The following is a 17,510-nucleotide window of genomic DNA, read 5'->3' as shown; positions in this document are numbered from 1 at the left end:
TAGGATACCTGCTGGAAGGCCTTAGAGATCTGCGGCCCCTTCGGCCGCCTGATATCGCGAAGCCTGGAAGCAGGTGTCCTAAAAATTCCAATCTTAACCACCAACAAAAGGAAATTAATCCAACCAGATAAAACTAGACATCCAGTTTCATAGAGAACAAATCTGCAATATGGCCTCTGAGAATAGCCTTAACTTCTTCCATATCCAGTTCACGACCAAGTTCGCGCTTCAGCGAAGTCACATCCTTATCATCTATTCCGCAAGGAACAATGTTTTTGAAATAGTCCAGATCCGTATTTACATTAAAAGCAAAACCATGCATGGTCACCCAGCGGCTGCACCTCACTCCCATAGCGCAGATCTTTCTGGCCTTTTCATTATCCGCATCCAGCCAAACCCCGGTATAGCCAGGATATCGCCCCGCTTCAACACCATAATCCTTTAAAGTTAGAATAACTGCCTCTTCGAGGGTCCGCAGATATAAATGAATATCAGTAAAGAAATTATCCAGATCAAGAATAGGGTACCCGACAATCTGGCCCGGACCATGATAAGTAATATCACCGCCCCGGTTTATTTTATAATAAGTAGCCTGTTTTTCTACCAGCCCCTTTTCATCCAACAGTAAATTTTCGGGCAAACCACTTTTCCCTAACGTATATACATGAGGGTGTTCACAAAAGATCAGCACATTGGGCGTTTCTATTTCCGTATGATTGGTACGGTTCGCAGTCTTAAGAGCTACAGTCTCATTAAAAATCCCTTCCTGCTGATCCCAGGCTTGTTGATAGTCAATTAGCCCCCAGTCGATATATCTTACATTTTTATTCATAACAGAAATGATTAAGCCATTACATAACCTAACATATAACTATCCTCTACCTTAAAATAATGAGCAGTTAACTCTTTTCGCTCATCAGCTAAACTGACAAAGGCCCTCAGTTGTCCCTCTTCCTGCAATGGAAAAGATTCGATAAACATGTCCTTTTTTAGCTCCAGGCCTTTTCTTCCATTCCATTTATAGATAGCCTCCTTTACACACCAGCACACATAGAGGCCTTCAGTGCTCCTGTTCAGATCATTTTGCTCCAGCTCTTCCACAGAAAGGAACTTCTGCTCAATCTTATGGATCTTATCTTTGATCAGCTCGATATCCACACCCACTTTCTTATTTCTGCTGATCATTACCGCAGCATAATCAAAAGAATGACTCAGGGAAATTTCATAATCTATATTAACCAGATAGGGCTTACCATGATCATCCATTCTGCAATCTATATATTCGGTAGTTTGCAACATGGTTCTCAGCAATAAACGTGTACTCAACCAATGCAGCAAACGTTTACCATTGCTCAGAGAAGAAATAAAATCAAGTTCATGCTGTTTCAGCTGTAAACCCGCAATGAGTTGTTCTTCAGACTCTTCTATCTTCCATACAGAAAGCATGGTTTGATCATCAATATTCTTATTAAAAACGATTGGCATCTCTATTTTAGGAAATCAATGGTAAAAGTATCTTAAATTAATCATAATTTAGCCCAAATACTTAATAAATGATACTTTCCGACAAACGTATTCTAGAAGAAATAGATAAGGGCACCATTATTATCGAACCTTTTAAACCCGAATGCTTAGGCACAAACTCATATGATGTGCATTTAGGCAAATATCTGGCCACCTATAAAGACAGAGTACTCGATGCAAAAAAACACAACACCATAGAACACTTTGAAATTCCTAAAGATGGCTATGTTTTACAGCCTGGCACACTCTATCTTGGTGTAACGCTGGAATACACAGAAACACATGCACATGTTCCCTTTTTAGAGGGCAAGTCCAGCACCGGACGCCTGGGTATTGACATTCATGCTACTGCCGGCAAAGGCGATGTTGGTTTTTGCAACACCTGGACATTGGAGATTTCCTGTGCACAGCCAGTAAGGATTTACGCAGGCATGCCAATTGGCCAGCTGATTTATTTTGTTGTAGAAGGTGATATTAAAACCATGTACAACTCAAAGGACAATGCTAAATACAGCAACAAAACCACCAAACCGGTAGAAAGTATGATGTGGCAGAACAAGTTCTGATCCATTTTAACCTTACTTTCATATTTTGCAATAAAGCCTCAATACTCGTATATTGAGGCTTTATTTTTATTACTCTTAATTTATGCAACCGCCAAGTAAATACGGATTTAAACCCTTTTAAGAGCAATTAAAAACAGAAAAACCTCGAAAAAAACTTTGCTAATTATATTCCAATGAAACCATCATGTGCAGAAATACACAAACCGATATGAATAGAATTTGGTTGCACATGATAGCTTCATCACCATTAAAATAAAATTATATTCTGATGAAACCATCAAGAGTTTACACTCACAAAACACAATGAATAAAACTCATGATAGCTTCATAACCTTTAAAATTAATTATATACTAATGAAAACAAAATTAGTTCTAACGCTCTTTGTACTTTTCGGCCTCTGTTGTTTTGCGGCTTTTAAAATTGACGACAATCCATTTTCGGCCCTGATAAAAAAACTGGAAGCCTATAACCAGGATAACCCCCAGGAAAAAGTCCACCTTCACCTGGATAAACCCTATTATGCCATTGGCGACGATATTTGGTTCAAGGCTTATATCATAAATGCCACGACATCTCAACCCAGCGAAATCAGCAACATATTATATGTTGAGCTGATCAATGAGGCAGACTCTGTCAAAAAACAGATTAAGCTTCCTGTGATTGGCGGTTTTACCTGGGGAGATTTTAAACTGACCGATTCTCTTCCCGAAGGAAACTATAGGATCAGAGCCTATACACAATGGATGCGGAACGCTGGTCCGGAGTTCTTTTTCGATAAAACCCTGAAAATTGGAAATTCCTGGGCAAATAAAGTTTTTACCCGTACAAAATATTCATTCTCAACAGAAAAAAATGCAGAGAAGGTCAATACTCAGCTCACATTTACAGACAAAACCGGAAAAGCCTATAGCGGCAATGAGGTGAACTATGTGGTACAGATAGACAATAAAAATATTAGTAAAGGAAAAGCGCTCACCAACAGCAATGGCGAAATCAACTTCGATTTCCTGAATAACAAACCAGAACTGAAATCTTCTGGAAAAATCACCGCCACAATTGAATTGCCTGGGAAAAAGAAGGTCGTAAAACTTATTCCCATCACGGCAACTTCCAATGCCATAGATGTACAATTCTTTCCGGAGGGTGGAAATCTTGTAGAAAATATCCCTTCCAAACTAGGCATCAAAGCGATAAACAGCGCTGGTCTGGGTAAAGACATTACTGGAAGCATTGTTGATAATGAAGGTACAGAAATTACCAAATTTAACACCACGCACCTGGGCATGGGTAATGTCATCCTCAATCCACAGCCAGGAAAGACCTACAACGCGATCGTTAAGTTCGAAGACGGCTCTGATCAGAAGATCAAACTACCTCAAGCCCTACCCGAGGGTTATGTATTGTCGGTAAACCATCTGGATACGTCTAAAATCACTGTCAAAATCTATCTGAGCAGTAATGTGCTGGGTAAAGGTGAACTAAAATTACTCGCACAGAACAATGGCAATGTGTTTTCTGTTTTTACCACAAAAACAGAAAAACAACTGGTGATCATCAACATTCCTAAAAAAGATCTTCCTATGGGAATTCTTCAGCTTACATTATTTGGCCCGGACAACAAACCTGTTTGCGAAAGGTTAACATTTGTACAGAACCAAACCGACCTGACTAACCTTCAGGTGCAGAGCGACCGGAAAACCTATAATAAAAGAGATTCTGTACAGCTTACCCTGACTTCTACCACAGACAACAAACCTGTACAAGGTATTTTTTCGATGTCTGTGACCAATACATCCGTTGTTCAGCCAGACGAGGATAATGAAAGCAATATTTTCACTACCTTTCTGCTAACCTCCGATCTGGCGGGCTATGTAGAGAAACCAAATTATTACTTCCTCCATAAAGATCCTGCTGCACAAAGCGATCTGGACAATTTACTGCTCACTCAAGGATGGCGGAGATTTTCGTGGAAAACCTTCACCGGTAATGCCAATCCGCCGGCAACTTATAAAGCCGAAAAATCCCTTGCCATTAGCGGCACATTGACTACCCTCGGTGGTAAACCCATAGAAAAGGGAAAGGTTTCTTTGTTCTCTTCTTCGGGGGGGCTATTTATGATCGATACTTTAACAGATGCGAATGGCCGCTTCAACTTTGACAAACTCCTGTTCAGTGACAGCACAAAATTTGTTGTTCAGGGCAGAAATGCAAAAAACAAAAAGAATGTAGAGATCAAACTAGACCTTGTGCCAAAACAAGTAGTCACCAAAAACAAAAATACAGGTGATATAGAAGTCAACATCAACGAGGCCATTTCCTCTTATATCACTAAAAGTGAGAACTATTTTGATGAACTGACCAAGCGTGGCCTGTTACAACGAACCATCATGTTGAACGAAGTCAATATCATAGAGAAAAAGAACAAAGCGCCAAACTCCGCCAATTTGAATGGAGCCGGTCATGCAGATGCCATCATCACCGCAGATCAACTAGGGACTTGCACAACCCTGTCCCAATGTTTACAGGGTCGGGTAGCCGGTCTGATGATACGGGATGGAAAAGCCTATCTGATGAGAAACGGAAATACCCCTATGCGGATCGTTCTTGACGGAATGAATATGGATGCAGATTTCCTGGATAATATTGTGCCTCAGGAAGTAGAAACCATCGAAGTACTCAAAAGCATAGGAAATACAGCGATCTACGGAATGAACGGTGGTGGAGGTATCCTCGTAATCACGACTAAGCGTGGCGGGGGAAATTACGGTTCTGTTTATACTCCTGGCATTATGGTTTACACGCAAAAGGGATATTATACACCAAGACAATTTTATTCTCCACGATATACTCCGGAATCCAGCAGCCAGCCTGACCTGAGAACAACGGTATACTGGAATCCACAAATTATCACCAGTACTTCAGGAACAGCCAAGGTTGGCTATTTCAACACCGATCAGAGCGGGACCTACCGGGTGGTTACAGAAGGCATGAACCGTGTAGGCCAACTGGCAAGAACTGTATATACTTATGAGGTAAATTAATCTGTTTAACCCTTCATATTTATGAGAAAAAAATTGATTTTTCATATATTGGTTCTAATGGGCTGTTGTTGCTTTGCTGGCTTTAAGAACGATGATGATTCATTTTCGATACTTCTGAAAAAATTGGAGGATTACCATCAAAAACATCCCCAGGAAAAGGTACATCTTCATTTGGATAAGCCTTTCTACGCTATTGGTGACGATATTTGGTTCAAAGCCTATGTGATTAATACTTTAAACTCCTCCCCTACAAACATCAGCAATATTTTATACGTAGAACTGATCAATGAAGATGATTCTATAAAGAAACAAATTAAACTGCCTATTATTGATGGCTTTACATGGGGAGATTTTAAACTAACAGATTCTTTAACGGAAGGAAATTACAGGATCCGGGCTTATACGCAATGGATGCGAAATGCAGGTCCGGCATTCTTTTTTGATAAAACCATTAAAATTGGAAATTCATGGGCAAACCAAGTCTTTGTACATACAAAATATACCATTTCTGCAGGCAAAGACGAACAAAAAACAAACGCAGAATTAACCTTCAATGATAAAACGGGGAAACCTTATATCAATAAAGATGTTACTTATGTGGTGCAGATGAATTCAAAAAACATATTTAGTGGAAAAGCATTGACCAGCAGCAGCGGAAAGATCAACTTTAGTTTTTTTGCTGCACAATCGGAGCTGAAATCTTCTGGCAAAATTACAGCGACAATTGATGTTTCTAGTAAAGACCGTGTCACTAAGTTGATCCCTTTTACCACCACTTCCACACAGATGGATGTACAATTTTTCCCGGAAGGAGGAAATCTTGTCGAGAACATTCCTTCCAGGATAGGAATAAAAGCAATAGATCCTAATGGCCGAGGAAAGGATATATCGGGCACTATTGTGGATAACGAAGGCAATGAGGTGAGAAGTTTCCATACAACGCACCTTGGCATGGGAAATCTGATCCTTGATCCGCAGCCAGGAAAGAGTTATACTGCGATTGTTAAATTTGAAGATGAGACCACGCAAAAAATCAAACTTCCTCCTGCACTTACTTCTGGCTATGTATTATCCGTTAATAATCAGGACAGTTCAAAAATCAACATAAAGATTTATCTGAGTAAAAATGTTCTCGGAAAAGGAAGGTTAAAATTACTTGCACAAAACAACAGCAATGTATATGCAGTGTATACCGCTCAAACAGATAAACAGCTGGTTGTGGTTAATATTCCCAAAAAAGATCTCCCTATTGGAATTGCACAGCTCACCCTATTTGGACCTGACGATATTCCAGTTTGTGAACGTTTAACATTTGTGAACAACTCGAAAGATATGGCCAATCTTCGACTTCAGAGTAATAAGCAACAATATCAAAAAAGAGAACTGGTAAAGCTCTCTTTAACCTCGGGTGCTGGTAACAAACCCATGGAAGGTAATTTTTCACTTTCAGTAACCAACACTGCAATTGTTCAGCCCGACGAAGAAAATGAAAGCCATATCCTGGCCACATTTCTTCTGACCTCCGATTTAGCAGGCTACATTGAAAAGCCTGATTACTATTTCCTTAAACAGGATCAGACCACTCAAACCGACCTTGACAACCTACTACTAACTCAGGGCTGGAGACGTTTTTCATGGAAAAATTTTCTCGAACATCAACCCGAAACAGTGCCTTATGCACTTGAAAAATCTATGTCCATTAGTGGTATCTTAACCACTCCTGGTGGAAAACCAATTGAAAAGGGCAAAGTTTCTTTGTTCTCAAAATCAGGTGGAATATTCATGATTGATACTTTGACAGATGTCGGTGGACATTTCAACTTTGATCATCTGGACTTCGGCGACAGCACCAAATTCGTCATTCAGGGAAGAAATACAAATAATAAGACGAATGTAGAATTAAAACTGGATCGGGTTCCCCAACAAATCGTTACCCACAATAAAAATACTGGAGATATTGAAATAAATGTAAATGAAGCCATTTCATCCTATATCTTTAAAAGTGAACCCTATTTTGATCAGCTGACCAAACGTGGTCAGCTGCACAGAAACATTTCGCTAAAAGAAGTAAATATTAACCAAAAAAAACCTGTTGCCCAATACTCAACTAATTTAAATGGTGCCGGGCATGCAAATAAGACTATTACTGCAGAAGAGTTAAAATATGGCCCTGCGCTATCTAGTAATTTGACCGCTCTCCTTCCTGGCATAACCTTCCCTGGCGGACAACCTGCTTTAGCCAGGTACGCCAGCAGAAAACAGATGCATATACTGGTTGATGGAGTGTATAGAGAATTAACCACTGGTGAAACCATTGATAATTTTATGAGTATTGAAGAAATAGAAAGCATTGAAGTATTAAAAAGCCCATCCTATACCGCTATCTATGGTGGAATGGGAGATGGGGGCATTTTGCTGATCACCACTAAACGTGGAAATAAAAAGAAGCCTGAACCTGGTTTAATCTATACCCCGGGCATTATCACTTACATACCAAAAGGTTATTATTCACCAAGAACTTTTTATTCTCCCAAATACACCTCTATATCTGAAATTCAACCTGACCTTAGGTCAACCGTTTATTGGAATCCTCAGGTGATCACTAGCAAAGAAGGCGTAGCCCAGGTTGAATACTTTAATACCGACCAGCCAGGAATCTACCGGGTGGTTGCAGAAGGAATGAATGCCAGTGGCCAACTGGCAAGAACTGTATATACTTATGAAGTAAAATAAATAAAAATGAAGACAATTAAAGTTAGCATAAAAGACCGTCTGGCCATAATAACCCTCAACAGGGCTAAGTCTAATGCCATGAACAGAGAGATGATCACGGAACTGAATGATATGTTCCGTAATATTTCTACAGATGCCAATATTGGAGGAGTGATCCTTACCGGACAGGAAAACTTTTTTTCGGCCGGGCTTGACCTGATTGAACTCTACCAGTATGATGAGAAAGAAGTCAGATCCTTCTGGGAACTGTTCCTGGATTTTGCCTCTACCCTTACCCGTTTCAAAAAGCCGCTGGTTGCAGCGATAAACGGACATAGCCCTGCGGGGGGCTGTGTCATGGCATTAGCCTGTGATGCGCGGGTTATGGCCGAGGGCAAATATATTATAGGACTGAATGAAGTTCCGGTGGGCATTATTGTACCCAACAGCATTTTTAAGCTGTATGCTTTCTGGATCGGTAAGGCAAATGCAGCCAGAAGCTTGCTCGAAGGTAAATTGTTTAGTCCGGAAGAAGCCTTGCAGGCAGGTCTGATAGACGAAGTGGTTAAAGCGGAGAGCATTCTGACCGCAGCAGAGCGGAGGATCAGGAAGTATATGGCTTTTGAACCGAATACCTGGCAACAAAGCAAATTAAATATCAGACAGGAACTGATTGCCGCCACAGCAGAGGATCAAAGTGCAACACTTGCCTTGATGCTGGAGCAATGGTGGTCGCCCTCCACCAGGAGCATCCTGAAAACAATTATTGATAACCTTCAAAAAAAATAAGCGATGTATAACCAACCCATGCTAAGAGATGACGCCTTAAAAGGCAAAACCATTGTAATTACAGGAGGTGGTACCGGATTGGGTAAAGCCATGGGTACCTATTTTCTGAAACTGGGGGCCAACCTGGTGATCACCAGCCGAAAACTGGAAGTCATCCAAAAAACAGCAGAAGAACTGGAGAAAGAAACCGGGGGAAAAGTTCTTGCTGTGGCCTGCGATGTAAGGGAATATGAACAGGTAGAGCATGTGCTGGCAGAAAGCCTCAAAACTTTTGGCCGGGTAGATGGCTTGCTGAACAATGCCGCAGGCAATTTCATTTCTCCTACAGAACGTCTTTCTGCCAATGCATTCTCTTCCGTAATTGACATTGTATTGAAAGGATCTGTGAACTGCACATTAGCCTTTGGAAAACACTGGATCAAGGAAAAACAAGCTGCCAGTATACTAAATATCGTCACCACTTATGCCTTTACCGGATCGGCTTATGTCGTTCCTTCTGCCTGCGCCAAAGGTGGCGTATTGGCGATGACCAGATCATTAGCTGTGGAATGGGGTAAATACGGTATCAGAACCAATGCCATTGCGCCCGGCCCTTTTCCAACCAAGGGTGCCTGGGAACGTTTATTACCGGGAGATCTGGCTGAAAAATTTGATTTCAAAAACAGAGTCCCTTTAAAGAGAGTAGGAGAACATCAGGAGCTGGCCAACCTTGCTGCTTTTTTAATCAGTGATTTTGCAGGCTATATCAATGGTGAAGTGATTACGATTGACGGCGGTGAATGGCTCCAGGGTGCCGGACAATTCAACGGGCTGGAAGCCATTCCAAATGAAATGTGGGATGCATTTGAGCAAATGACAAGAGCAGCAAAAGGAAGTTAAGCTCCTTTTACCACCTGATCAATGCACTTGCCCAGGTAAACCCCGAACCAAAGGCGGCCAGGCAAACCAGGTCGCCTTCTTTTATTTTACCAGACTCCCAGGCCTCACATAAGGCAATCGGGACGGAGGCCGCTGTTGTATTTCCATACTTTTGGATGTTATTGAATACCTTGTCATCACTCAGCCCAAGCAATTGCTGCACATACTGACTGATCCTCAGATTGGCCTGATGAGGAACCAACAAATCTATATCTTCAGGCTTCAGATGATTGGCCTTCAGAGCCTCTTTGATCACTTCGGGAAATTTCACTACCGCCTTTTTAAATACAGCAGGTCCATCCATATAAGGCAAGGCTGCTCCGCTTTCCAGCTGTTCGGTTGTCATAAACAAACCGCCCAGTTCCTGATCCGGATAACCAGGTTTGTCTTTTAACCACTTATTGGCAGCAGCACCAGGGTAATACATCGCCAGGATTTCAGCATCTGCCCCATCACTATGTAAATGCGTACTCAAAATCCCTTGTCCTTCCCGCTCTGCAGGCTGTAACACGACCGCACCTGCACCGTCACCAAAGATGACGGAAACATTTCTGCTGCGTGTATTAAAATCCATTGCGAAAGAATGTTTTTCACTGCCCACCACCAGGATATTTTTATACATGCCGGTTTTAATGAACTGGTCTGCAACAGAAAGTGCATATACAAAACCCGAACACTGGTTCCGGATGTCCAGTGCCCCAATCTCTTTCATCTTCATTTCCCTTTGAAGCAATACCCCACAACCCGGAAAATAATAATCAGGGCTTAGGGTCGCAAAAATGATAAAATCTATATCCTGAGCTGTAGTTCCGGCTCTTTCTATCGCTATTTTAGCCGCTTCGATCCCCATTGTGGTGGTCGTTTCTTCCAGTCTGTCTGCAAAACGACGCTCTTTGATCCCCGTACGTTCTTGTATCCAGGCATCATTTGTATCCATAAACTTAGAGAGATCGTCGTTGGTATAGACATTTTTTGGAACATAATAACCTATGCCTGCAATTTTAGAACTGTTCATCTTATTTGGTTTAACTGCAAATTTTAATCAAAAATAACTTTAACTGCAACATTATTTTGAAATAAGCTTATTTTTGTAGCATGTCCACAGAAACAAAAGAAGAAACCTTTACGCTCGAGGAGATCCTTTCCTCTTTAAAAACCTCGCATCGTTTAATTTTATGGAACGATGATGTAAACACTTTTGATCATGTTATTCATTGTATGATGAAATACCTGGACTATACAGAAAGCCAGGCAGAAAAAATTGCATGGGAGGTCCATAACAAAGGAAAATGTGCCATCCTGGAAGGTTCTTTTACCGAAATGGAAATTTACCGTAAAATCCTTCAACAGGAGGGCTTAACCGTATCTGTAGATTAGGACAGGTTTTTAAATACGGCCGTCAGTTCATTCTGGGTGGTCTGCGTTTTATCCTTTGCATACCAGCCGTGTAGCTTTTCGGCAATTTTCATCATATCCGTTTCTTCCGCTTTCCATTCTTTTAAAAGGCTTTGAAGAACTTGTGGTCTTGGTCCCCATTGCATTTTCACGTCTCCCTGTTCATCCAGAACAAGCAGCACAGGAATAGCCCGTCCTCCATTGGTCAGGTGTGCATCGATCAAAGGTAAATGCTCATCCCGCAGTACAAATCTCAGACTGAATTTCTCCGGATCGCTCGCTTCAATTTTAGCAAACAGAGGAACAATCTGTGCGGCATCCCCACACCAGCCTTCTGAAATCACCAGCAATCTGTGCGGCTTTTGAACAGATTTCAACGCCAGAAGTAAATCCTCATTTAGCGCCACTGTCTTCTCCACCCGGCTCATCCGCTGTATGTTCATTTTTGTGTAATGAAGCATCGCTTCCGAATCATCCGGACCGGTAGTTTTTCCTTGTTTTAACTTTTCATCGATCAATTGGCGGTAAGCCGTATAGCTTAAACCCTCCCTATCAAAAATATTACTGTAATTTATCATGATATCGCTGTAATAAAATGGTTACGCCCCCTAATATTAAATTTCCTCGCTGTTACTTTGCCCTTCTTAAATAAACACACAAAAAGGATAAAACACCAGATGAGAACATATGTAGGCAAAGTTCTGTTATTAGCCATTGGAATTTGTATAATAACTGTAAAACTTAATGCTCAATCGACCAACCCAACATCAATCAGCGCAAAAGTCATAGACGCCCAGACCAATGAAACCGTTCCTTTTGCCACCGCAAGTGTTCTCAACAGAAAAACGAAAGCTGTTGTAAAAGTAGCACAAACAGACGTTAACGGAAATTTAAAAATCATGGGGCTGCCCAATGGTGTATTCACTTTTAAAATAAGTTATATAGGCTATCAAACCCTGGTCAGAGACTCGGTAAATATTAACGGAAGCCAAAAAGATCTGAATTTCGGCACCATAAAAATGAAACCAGCCAAAGGTACCGTACTCAATGAAGTCAAGATCACAGGTCAGAAAAGCACCATGCAGCTTGGCATTGATAAAAAAGTATTCTCTGTAGATCAGAGCTTAATCAGTGAAGGTGGTTCAGCAGCGGATCTTCTTCAGAACGTACCCACGGTACAAACCGACATGGACGGCAATGTTAGCCTGAGGGGCTCGACAGGGGTCAAAATCCTGGTAGACGGAAAGCCTTCGTTAATTGCTGGCGGCGACGTAGCGACCATCCTTCAATCCATTCCGGCCAGTTCTATTGAAAGCGTAGAGGTCATCAACAATCCCTCTGCAAAATACGATGCAGAAGGGCAATCAGGGATCATTAACATCGTATTGAAAAAGAACAAAAAATTAGGCTTTAACGGTTCCCTGGCGCTCACCGCCGGAAACCGGGACAATTACAACGCCAATACCAGCCTCAGTTTCCAAAACAAAAGGGTAAACCTGTACGGAAATTACAGTTACAGATATGGAAACCGTTTAGGTGGTGGCTACAATAACATTACCTATATAGATATGGTCAATAAAGTCCCTTCAGGTTATGCAGATCAGAATACAGATTCCAAAAACCTGGATAAAGGTCATAATGTAAAAGCTGGAATTGATTACAATGTTACCGACAAAAGTACCCTGAGTTTTTCAGGAAACTTTAACACCCGTGACAATGACAGAACGGATCTGCTTAAAGTAAACCGTTTACATGCAGACCGAAGCCCATTTGAACTGAGCAACCGCCAAAACAAAACAGATGGGAATGGCAACAGCTATGACCTGAACATGGATTTCAGCCAGAAATTTAAAAAGCCTAAAGAGGAACTGACCTTTAATCTTGGCTATTCCAAAGGCACCAATGACAACAATCAGATCTACACAACCGAATTTTACAACAGGGGCGGTCAGGCAGGTGTTTATCCGGATAGCATAAACACCAATATCGGTACAGGTTCTAACAAGAGTTATAACATCCAGGCAGATTACAGCCTTCCGGTTGGAAAAACAGGCAAGTTTGAGACCGGTTACCGCAGTCAGATCCGCTATGCAGACAACAATACCTTGTCTTCTATTTTAAACAACACTACCGGAAATTACGATACAGATTACTCCCTGACTAATAATTTCCATAGTAAGGACCAGGTTCATGCTATTTATGCCAACTTCCAGAACCAGGTTGGTAATTTTGGCTATCAGGTTGGCTTAAGGGCAGAGGACGCCTTGTTAAACACGACATCCGGAGCTTACCATAGCGACAACAGCATTATTTATACCCCTGGAAAGGTAGATTATACCCGCTTGTACCCTAGTGTATTTTTAACAGAAAAACTGAAAGGAGATCAGCAGATACAATTGAGTTACAGCAGAAGGGTAAACAGACCAAGGGCCTGGGACACCAATCCGTTCCTGGATACTTCTGATCCTTTAAATTACCGTCAGGGTAATCCAAACCTGAAACCAGAAGATGTCCATGCCTATGAATTCAGTTACAATAAATTCTGGAAGAAGGTAACGTTTATTTCTACCGTGTATGTTCGTCAAACCAATGATGTCATTGAACGGATCAGATCACTTCCTAATGATCAGGGCATTACCACCACGACCCCGGAAAACCTGGCCAAACAATTGGCTACAGGTTTAGAGCTGATTGGAAAAGTGGATATCATGAAAGCCTGGAACTTTACGGCCAATGCCAATTTGTACCACAGTAAACTCACCGGTTCTCCTGAATATGGCACAACAGACAATTCAGGATTCAGCTGGGATGCAAATCTGACCAATAATTTTATCCTTCCCTACAACATCAGCCTGCAGCTCAAAGGAGACTACAGCTCATCACAAGTCATTGCCCAGGGAAAAAGAAATGCGATGTACGGTTTGGATGCAGGCGCAAAATATGATTTCAAAAACAAAAAAGCTTCTCTAAGCCTGAATGTAAGGAACGTACTGAACAGCAGAAGCTGGAGTATGACCACCAACACGCCGGGAACTGCAATAGATTTTAAACGGTATATGACCGGTCCGATGGGCAGTCTGACCTTCTCTTATCGTTTTGGAAGAACGGACTTCATTTCTAAAAAAACAAAAAAACAGGAACAGCAGGATCAACGTCCTGATGAAGGCTCATTTTAAGAGAAATTTGTATCTTGCGGCATGGATGAAAAGAATCCCTGGACAACCCTGGAAAGCCGCAAGATTTATGAAAACAACTGGATAGGTCTCACTGAACACGATGTGATCAACCCTTCAGGAGGCAAAGGTATTTATGGCCAGGTTCATTTTAAAAACCTGGCCATTGGTATTTTACCCCTGGACGAGGAAAGGAACACCTGGCTGGTTGGTCAGTACCGATATCCATTAAATGCCTACAGCTGGGAAATTCCCGAGGGTGGTGGCCCGCTCCATCTACCGGCACTCGACAGCGCCAAACGCGAGCTGCTCGAAGAAACAGGTTTAACAGCAAGCCACTGGCAACAGATCCAGCAAATGCACCTCTCTAATTCCGTTTCTGATGAACTGGCCGTTATATATATTGCCACCGGCTTAACCGAAGGCGAGTCTGAACCGGAAGAGACCGAACAGCTCCGCATTCGCAAATTGCCTTTTGAGGAGGCTTATCAAATGGTCCTCCATGGAGAGATTACCGACAGCATGAGTGTAGCTGCCATTTTAAAAACTAAAATTTTATTGGACGAGGGTGCCCTTAACACCCTTTAAAAACATAATATCGATGAAGAAGCTTTTAGGTTATATATTAAGCCCTGTATTTTATATTTTCTTTGCTTTAACCCTGGTGGTTTTCCAGCCCATACAGTGGGTTTGTTACAAGTGCTTCGGCTATAAGGCACATAAATGGTCGGTAGATGCTTTAAACTTTTTCCTGACGTATTGCCAGATTTTCCTCGGCAATTCTATTCAGTTTATAAATGACCAGCACCTGCCGGATAACCGTTCAGTCATTTTTATTGCCAACCACCAGAGCATGTATGACATTCCTTCCATTATCTGGTTTTTACGCAGGCAACATGTCAAGTTCATTTCCAAGATCGAACTTACCAAGGGTATTCCTTCCATCTCTTTTAACCTAAAATATGGTGGAGGAGCAAATATCGACCGGAAAGACAGCAAGCAATCTATCGGAGAAATCATAAAACTGGGCAGAAGGATGAAAGAAAACAATTGGTCGGCTATGATTTTTGCAGAAGGTACACGCGCAAAGGATGGCCAGATGAAAAAATTCCATATCGGTGGAATTGCTACGCTGTTAAAAATCAATCCTGATGCGCTTGTCGTTCCCATCGCTATCGAAAACTCCTGGAAAATTGTACGCTATGGCTTCTATCCTTTAAGCACTTTCGAACGGTTAAAGTGGACCGTACTGCTCCCCATTTCCACCGAAGGTAAATCGCTCGAAGAGATTACCCTTGAAGCAGAACTGGCCATTCGCAAAAAGCTAAACCAGGAACTGCCTGCTTAAAGATTTTTATTCTCGATACGTTTAAAGAACTCATCCCGGTAAGTATCTCCTATCGGAATCACTTTTCCGCAGATGCTGATGCGGCTTCTTTCTATGCTTTCAATCTTATCCAGCGAAATAATATAGGATTTGTGCACCCGGATGAACTGAGATGACGGCAAGGTCTCTTCCATTTTCTTCATATTCTGAAGTGTAATCACCCTTTCCGTTTTTGTATAAATCGAAATATAATCTTTTAAGCCTTCAATATAGAGTATATCGGCCAGTTCAATCTTCTGTATTTTGTGCTCTGTTTTAACAAAGATAAAATCCTGTACCGGATGGATAACGACAGGGGCGGGTGTGGCAACAGGGGCAGGTGCAGGCGCTACGGCGGCTTCTGTATTTTTCACCTGGCTGTGTACTTTTTCTACTGCTTTATAAAAGCGGTCAAAGGCGATGGGTTTAAGTAAATAGTCTGAAACATTCAGGTCATAGCTTTCCAGTGCATACTGGGAATAAGCAGTGGTCAGTATATAATTCGATTTTCCTGTCGCAATTTTCAGAAACTGGATCCCGGTCAGGTCGGGCATCTGGATATCCAGGAAAACAAGATCTATACCTCCGGCCTGAACCAATTGCAAAGCCTCAATTGCATTTTCCGTGCGTTTAACAAGCTCCAGGAACGGAACTTTAGAAATATAGTCTTCTATAATATCCAGAGCCAGAGGCTCATCATCAACAGCAATACATTTAAGTTTCATCATATATCAAGCATTAGTTCACTGGTGTAATGGGTAGCCGAATTTACAATATTTAATTTATACCTTTCAGGATATAATAACTGTAATCTGCGCTCTACATTGTTGAGTCCTACCCCACCCATTTCGTCTTTGTTTTGTTTACTTTTTTTATTGGTAATACTAAAGTGGAGGATCTTTTGATTGGCAATGATATTGATTTTAATCGGATCCTTTGGATCATTAGCCACTCCATGTTTGAATGCATTTTCTACAAACGAGATCAGGATCAGTGGTACGATCTGCTGGTCATCGATCTCCCCGTTCAGCGTCAGCTCAACTGCGGCTCCATCCTTAAACCTAAGTTTCTGAAGCTCTATAAAACTTTTCACATATTCAATCTCTTTGCTTAGCGACACCCAGCTGTCGTTACTTTCGTAGATCATATAACGCATAATCTCCGAAAGTTTTAAAACCGCATCTGCTGTCTTATCCGATTTTTGATAGGCAAGAGAATAGATATTATTCAAGGAATTGAATAAGAAATGTGGATTTAACTGTGATTTGAGAAACTGCAGTTCCATATCTTTTTTTTCACTCTCCAGTTTACGCTGTATCCGTTCATTACCAAACCAGTCTATGGCCAGTTTAATTAATGCACTGATCACGATAAAGAAACCAGAGGTAAAAACAGACCTGACAATATACTCGGGAATCTCTGTATACTTCTTATCCCCGTTTTTGCTCAGATAAGCCAAAATCACATCACTGTTTAACACCGCGATCATCGTTTTCAAAATACACATGAAAACAATAAGCAGAAGCATAGAAAACACATACATACCGTATCTTTTCCTGTCCTGAACCAGTTGCGGAATAAGTAAAGTATAGTTGATATAAAAAATAGATATATTAATCAGGCCATAGTATCCGAAATGCACCATGATCTCGTGTGGCGACAATCTGCGTTCATTGCTAGCGATAGCCAGGCCACATATTATGATCACGATCAACCAGAATATAAAATGGATCAAAAAAGAGCCTCTGTTTTTCATTCGTATATTATTGTTTTTTCATCTGTAATGGAGCTATCATCTGCTATAATAATCATTCCACTATAGGCTTCCAAAATAAAAAAACTAATCCTCTGTACGGCGTCCGTTTCGACGAACTGGCTTTTTTCTTCTACGAACCCCCAAAAAAGACGATTTTCTTCGAAACCCTTCAAATTAACCGTTTATCTAGAATAACCTGCGCTTGGTCTAAAACATTTTAGCAGGATATTTTTTATGATTCTATTTGTTTCATCAAACCGAGCATTAGT

General features: G+C 41.3%; 15 protein-coding genes. 9 read left to right on the top strand and 6 right to left on the bottom strand.

Going from position 1 to position 17,510, the window contains the following annotated elements; genetic code table 11:
• Window positions 1-133 precede the first annotated feature (133 nt).
• Together lipB and R2S08_RS24155 are read right to left on the bottom strand one after the other, a co-directional pair.
• The gene (gene lipB / locus R2S08_RS24160) at window positions 134-832 is read right to left on the bottom strand and encodes a lipoyl(octanoyl) transferase LipB (RefSeq protein ID WP_316837537.1); all 699 of its coding nucleotides are present in this window, start codon (window positions 830-832) and stop codon (window positions 134-136) included.
• 11 nt (window positions 833-843) lie between these two features.
• Complete coding sequence (locus R2S08_RS24155) at window positions 844-1,485, bottom strand: 4'-phosphopantetheinyl transferase family protein (protein WP_316837536.1); 642 nt, start codon at window positions 1,483-1,485, stop codon at window positions 844-846.
• Window positions 1,486-1,553: 68 nt separating this feature from the next.
• On the opposite strand from R2S08_RS24155, the gene dcd reads away from it, so the two are divergent.
• From dcd to R2S08_RS24130, 5 genes are all read left to right on the top strand, one after another.
• Window positions 1,554-2,090, top strand: coding sequence for a dCTP deaminase (gene dcd, locus R2S08_RS24150; protein WP_108554650.1), 537 nt, complete (start codon window positions 1,554-1,556; stop codon window positions 2,088-2,090).
• A gap of 354 nt (window positions 2,091-2,444) precedes the next feature.
• Window positions 2,445-5,132 carry a carboxypeptidase-like regulatory domain-containing protein gene (locus tag R2S08_RS24145; RefSeq protein ID WP_316837535.1) on the top strand — a complete coding sequence of 896 codons (2,688 nt, stop codon included), beginning with the start codon at window positions 2,445-2,447 and terminating at the stop codon, window positions 5,130-5,132.
• Window positions 5,133-5,153: 21 nt separating this feature from the next.
• Entirely contained in the window at window positions 5,154-7,865 is a 2,712-nt protein-coding gene (locus tag R2S08_RS24140) for a TonB-dependent receptor plug domain-containing protein (protein ID WP_316837534.1), read from the top strand.
• A 6-nt stretch (window positions 7,866-7,871) separates the two neighbouring features.
• Window positions 7,872-8,633 (top strand): enoyl-CoA hydratase/isomerase family protein, encoded by a 762-nt coding sequence (locus tag R2S08_RS24135; protein ID WP_316837533.1) that lies wholly within the window; start codon window positions 7,872-7,874, stop codon window positions 8,631-8,633.
• 3 nt (window positions 8,634-8,636) lie between these two features.
• Window positions 8,637-9,512, top strand: coding sequence for an SDR family oxidoreductase (locus R2S08_RS24130; RefSeq protein WP_316837532.1), 876 nt, complete (start codon window positions 8,637-8,639; stop codon window positions 9,510-9,512).
• 7 nt (window positions 9,513-9,519) lie between these two features.
• Here R2S08_RS24130 and R2S08_RS24125 read toward each other — a convergent pair whose 3' ends face one another.
• Entirely contained in the window at window positions 9,520-10,566 is a 1,047-nt protein-coding gene (locus R2S08_RS24125; protein ID WP_316837531.1) for a beta-ketoacyl-ACP synthase III, read from the bottom strand.
• An 80-nt stretch (window positions 10,567-10,646) separates the two neighbouring features.
• Between R2S08_RS24125 and R2S08_RS24120 the strand changes: the two genes are divergently transcribed.
• Window positions 10,647-10,928: an ATP-dependent Clp protease adaptor ClpS gene (locus R2S08_RS24120; RefSeq protein ID WP_133783640.1), complete on the top strand. Its 282-nt coding sequence runs from the start codon at window positions 10,647-10,649 to the stop codon at window positions 10,926-10,928.
• Here R2S08_RS24120 and R2S08_RS24115 read toward each other — a convergent pair.
• Entirely contained in the window at window positions 10,925-11,524 is a 600-nt protein-coding gene (locus R2S08_RS24115; protein WP_316837530.1) for a thioredoxin family protein, read from the bottom strand. The two genes, R2S08_RS24120 and R2S08_RS24115, sit on opposite strands and share 4 nt — an antisense overlap.
• Before the next feature lie 99 nt (window positions 11,525-11,623).
• Between R2S08_RS24115 and R2S08_RS24110 the strand changes: the two genes are divergently transcribed.
• The 3 genes from R2S08_RS24110 to R2S08_RS24100 are packed head-to-tail and all read left to right on the top strand — an operon-like array spanning window position 11,624 to window position 15,467.
• Window positions 11,624-14,122 (top strand): TonB-dependent receptor domain-containing protein, encoded by a 2,499-nt coding sequence (locus R2S08_RS24110; protein ID WP_316837529.1) that lies wholly within the window; start codon window positions 11,624-11,626, stop codon window positions 14,120-14,122.
• A gap of 21 nt (window positions 14,123-14,143) precedes the next feature.
• A complete protein-coding gene (locus R2S08_RS24105) occupies window positions 14,144-14,707 on the top strand; it encodes an NUDIX hydrolase (RefSeq protein WP_316837528.1) in 564 nt (187 codons plus the stop codon).
• A gap of 13 nt (window positions 14,708-14,720) precedes the next feature.
• Window positions 14,721-15,467: a lysophospholipid acyltransferase family protein gene (locus R2S08_RS24100; protein WP_316837527.1), complete on the top strand. Its 747-nt coding sequence runs from the start codon at window positions 14,721-14,723 to the stop codon at window positions 15,465-15,467.
• Here R2S08_RS24100 and R2S08_RS24095 read toward each other — a convergent pair.
• Both R2S08_RS24095 and R2S08_RS24090 read right to left on the bottom strand, forming a co-directional pair.
• Window positions 15,464-16,213: a LytR/AlgR family response regulator transcription factor gene (locus R2S08_RS24095; RefSeq protein ID WP_133783649.1), complete on the bottom strand. Its 750-nt coding sequence runs from the start codon at window positions 16,211-16,213 to the stop codon at window positions 15,464-15,466. The two genes, R2S08_RS24100 and R2S08_RS24095, sit on opposite strands and share 4 nt — an antisense overlap.
• The gene (locus tag R2S08_RS24090) at window positions 16,210-17,241 is read right to left on the bottom strand and encodes a sensor histidine kinase (RefSeq protein WP_316837526.1); all 1,032 of its coding nucleotides are present in this window, start codon (window positions 17,239-17,241) and stop codon (window positions 16,210-16,212) included. The genes R2S08_RS24095 and R2S08_RS24090 overlap by 4 nt, the downstream gene beginning before the upstream one ends.
• Window positions 17,242-17,510: the final 269 nt, after the last annotated feature.

The organism is Pedobacter nutrimenti, assembly GCF_032678445.1.
Classification (GTDB): domain Bacteria; phylum Bacteroidota; class Bacteroidia; order Sphingobacteriales; family Sphingobacteriaceae; genus Pedobacter; species Pedobacter nutrimenti_A.
The sequence above is the reverse complement of the archived record's forward strand: the minus strand, read 5'-3'. Positions and strand labels throughout refer to the sequence as shown.

Coding starts and splice junctions, on each gene's coding strand:
- R2S08_RS24135 (WP_316837533.1), top strand. CDS start 7,872: ATGAAGACAATTAAAGTTAGCATAAAAGACCGTCTGGCCATAATAACC.
- R2S08_RS24140 (WP_316837534.1), top strand. CDS start 5,154: ATGAGAAAAAAATTGATTTTTCATATATTGGTTCTAATGGGCTGTTGT.
- R2S08_RS24125 (WP_316837531.1), bottom strand. CDS start 10,566: ATGAACAGTTCTAAAATTGCAGGCATAGGTTATTATGTTCCAAAAAAT.
- R2S08_RS24095 (WP_133783649.1), bottom strand. CDS start 16,213: ATGATGAAACTTAAATGTATTGCTGTTGATGATGAGCCTCTGGCTCTG.
- lipB (WP_316837537.1), bottom strand. CDS start 832: ATGAATAAAAATGTAAGATATATCGACTGGGGGCTAATTGACTATCAA.
- dcd (WP_108554650.1), top strand. CDS start 1,554: ATGATACTTTCCGACAAACGTATTCTAGAAGAAATAGATAAGGGCACC.
- R2S08_RS24090 (WP_316837526.1), bottom strand. CDS start 17,241: ATGAAAAACAGAGGCTCTTTTTTGATCCATTTTATATTCTGGTTGATC.
- R2S08_RS24105 (WP_316837528.1), top strand. CDS start 14,144: ATGGATGAAAAGAATCCCTGGACAACCCTGGAAAGCCGCAAGATTTAT.
- R2S08_RS24115 (WP_316837530.1), bottom strand. CDS start 11,524: ATGATAAATTACAGTAATATTTTTGATAGGGAGGGTTTAAGCTATACG.
- R2S08_RS24100 (WP_316837527.1), top strand. CDS start 14,721: ATGAAGAAGCTTTTAGGTTATATATTAAGCCCTGTATTTTATATTTTC.
- R2S08_RS24120 (WP_133783640.1), top strand. CDS start 10,647: ATGTCCACAGAAACAAAAGAAGAAACCTTTACGCTCGAGGAGATCCTT.
- R2S08_RS24145 (WP_316837535.1), top strand. CDS start 2,445: ATGAAAACAAAATTAGTTCTAACGCTCTTTGTACTTTTCGGCCTCTGT.
- R2S08_RS24130 (WP_316837532.1), top strand. CDS start 8,637: ATGTATAACCAACCCATGCTAAGAGATGACGCCTTAAAAGGCAAAACC.
- R2S08_RS24110 (WP_316837529.1), top strand. CDS start 11,624: ATGAGAACATATGTAGGCAAAGTTCTGTTATTAGCCATTGGAATTTGT.
- R2S08_RS24155 (WP_316837536.1), bottom strand. CDS start 1,485: ATGCCAATCGTTTTTAATAAGAATATTGATGATCAAACCATGCTTTCT.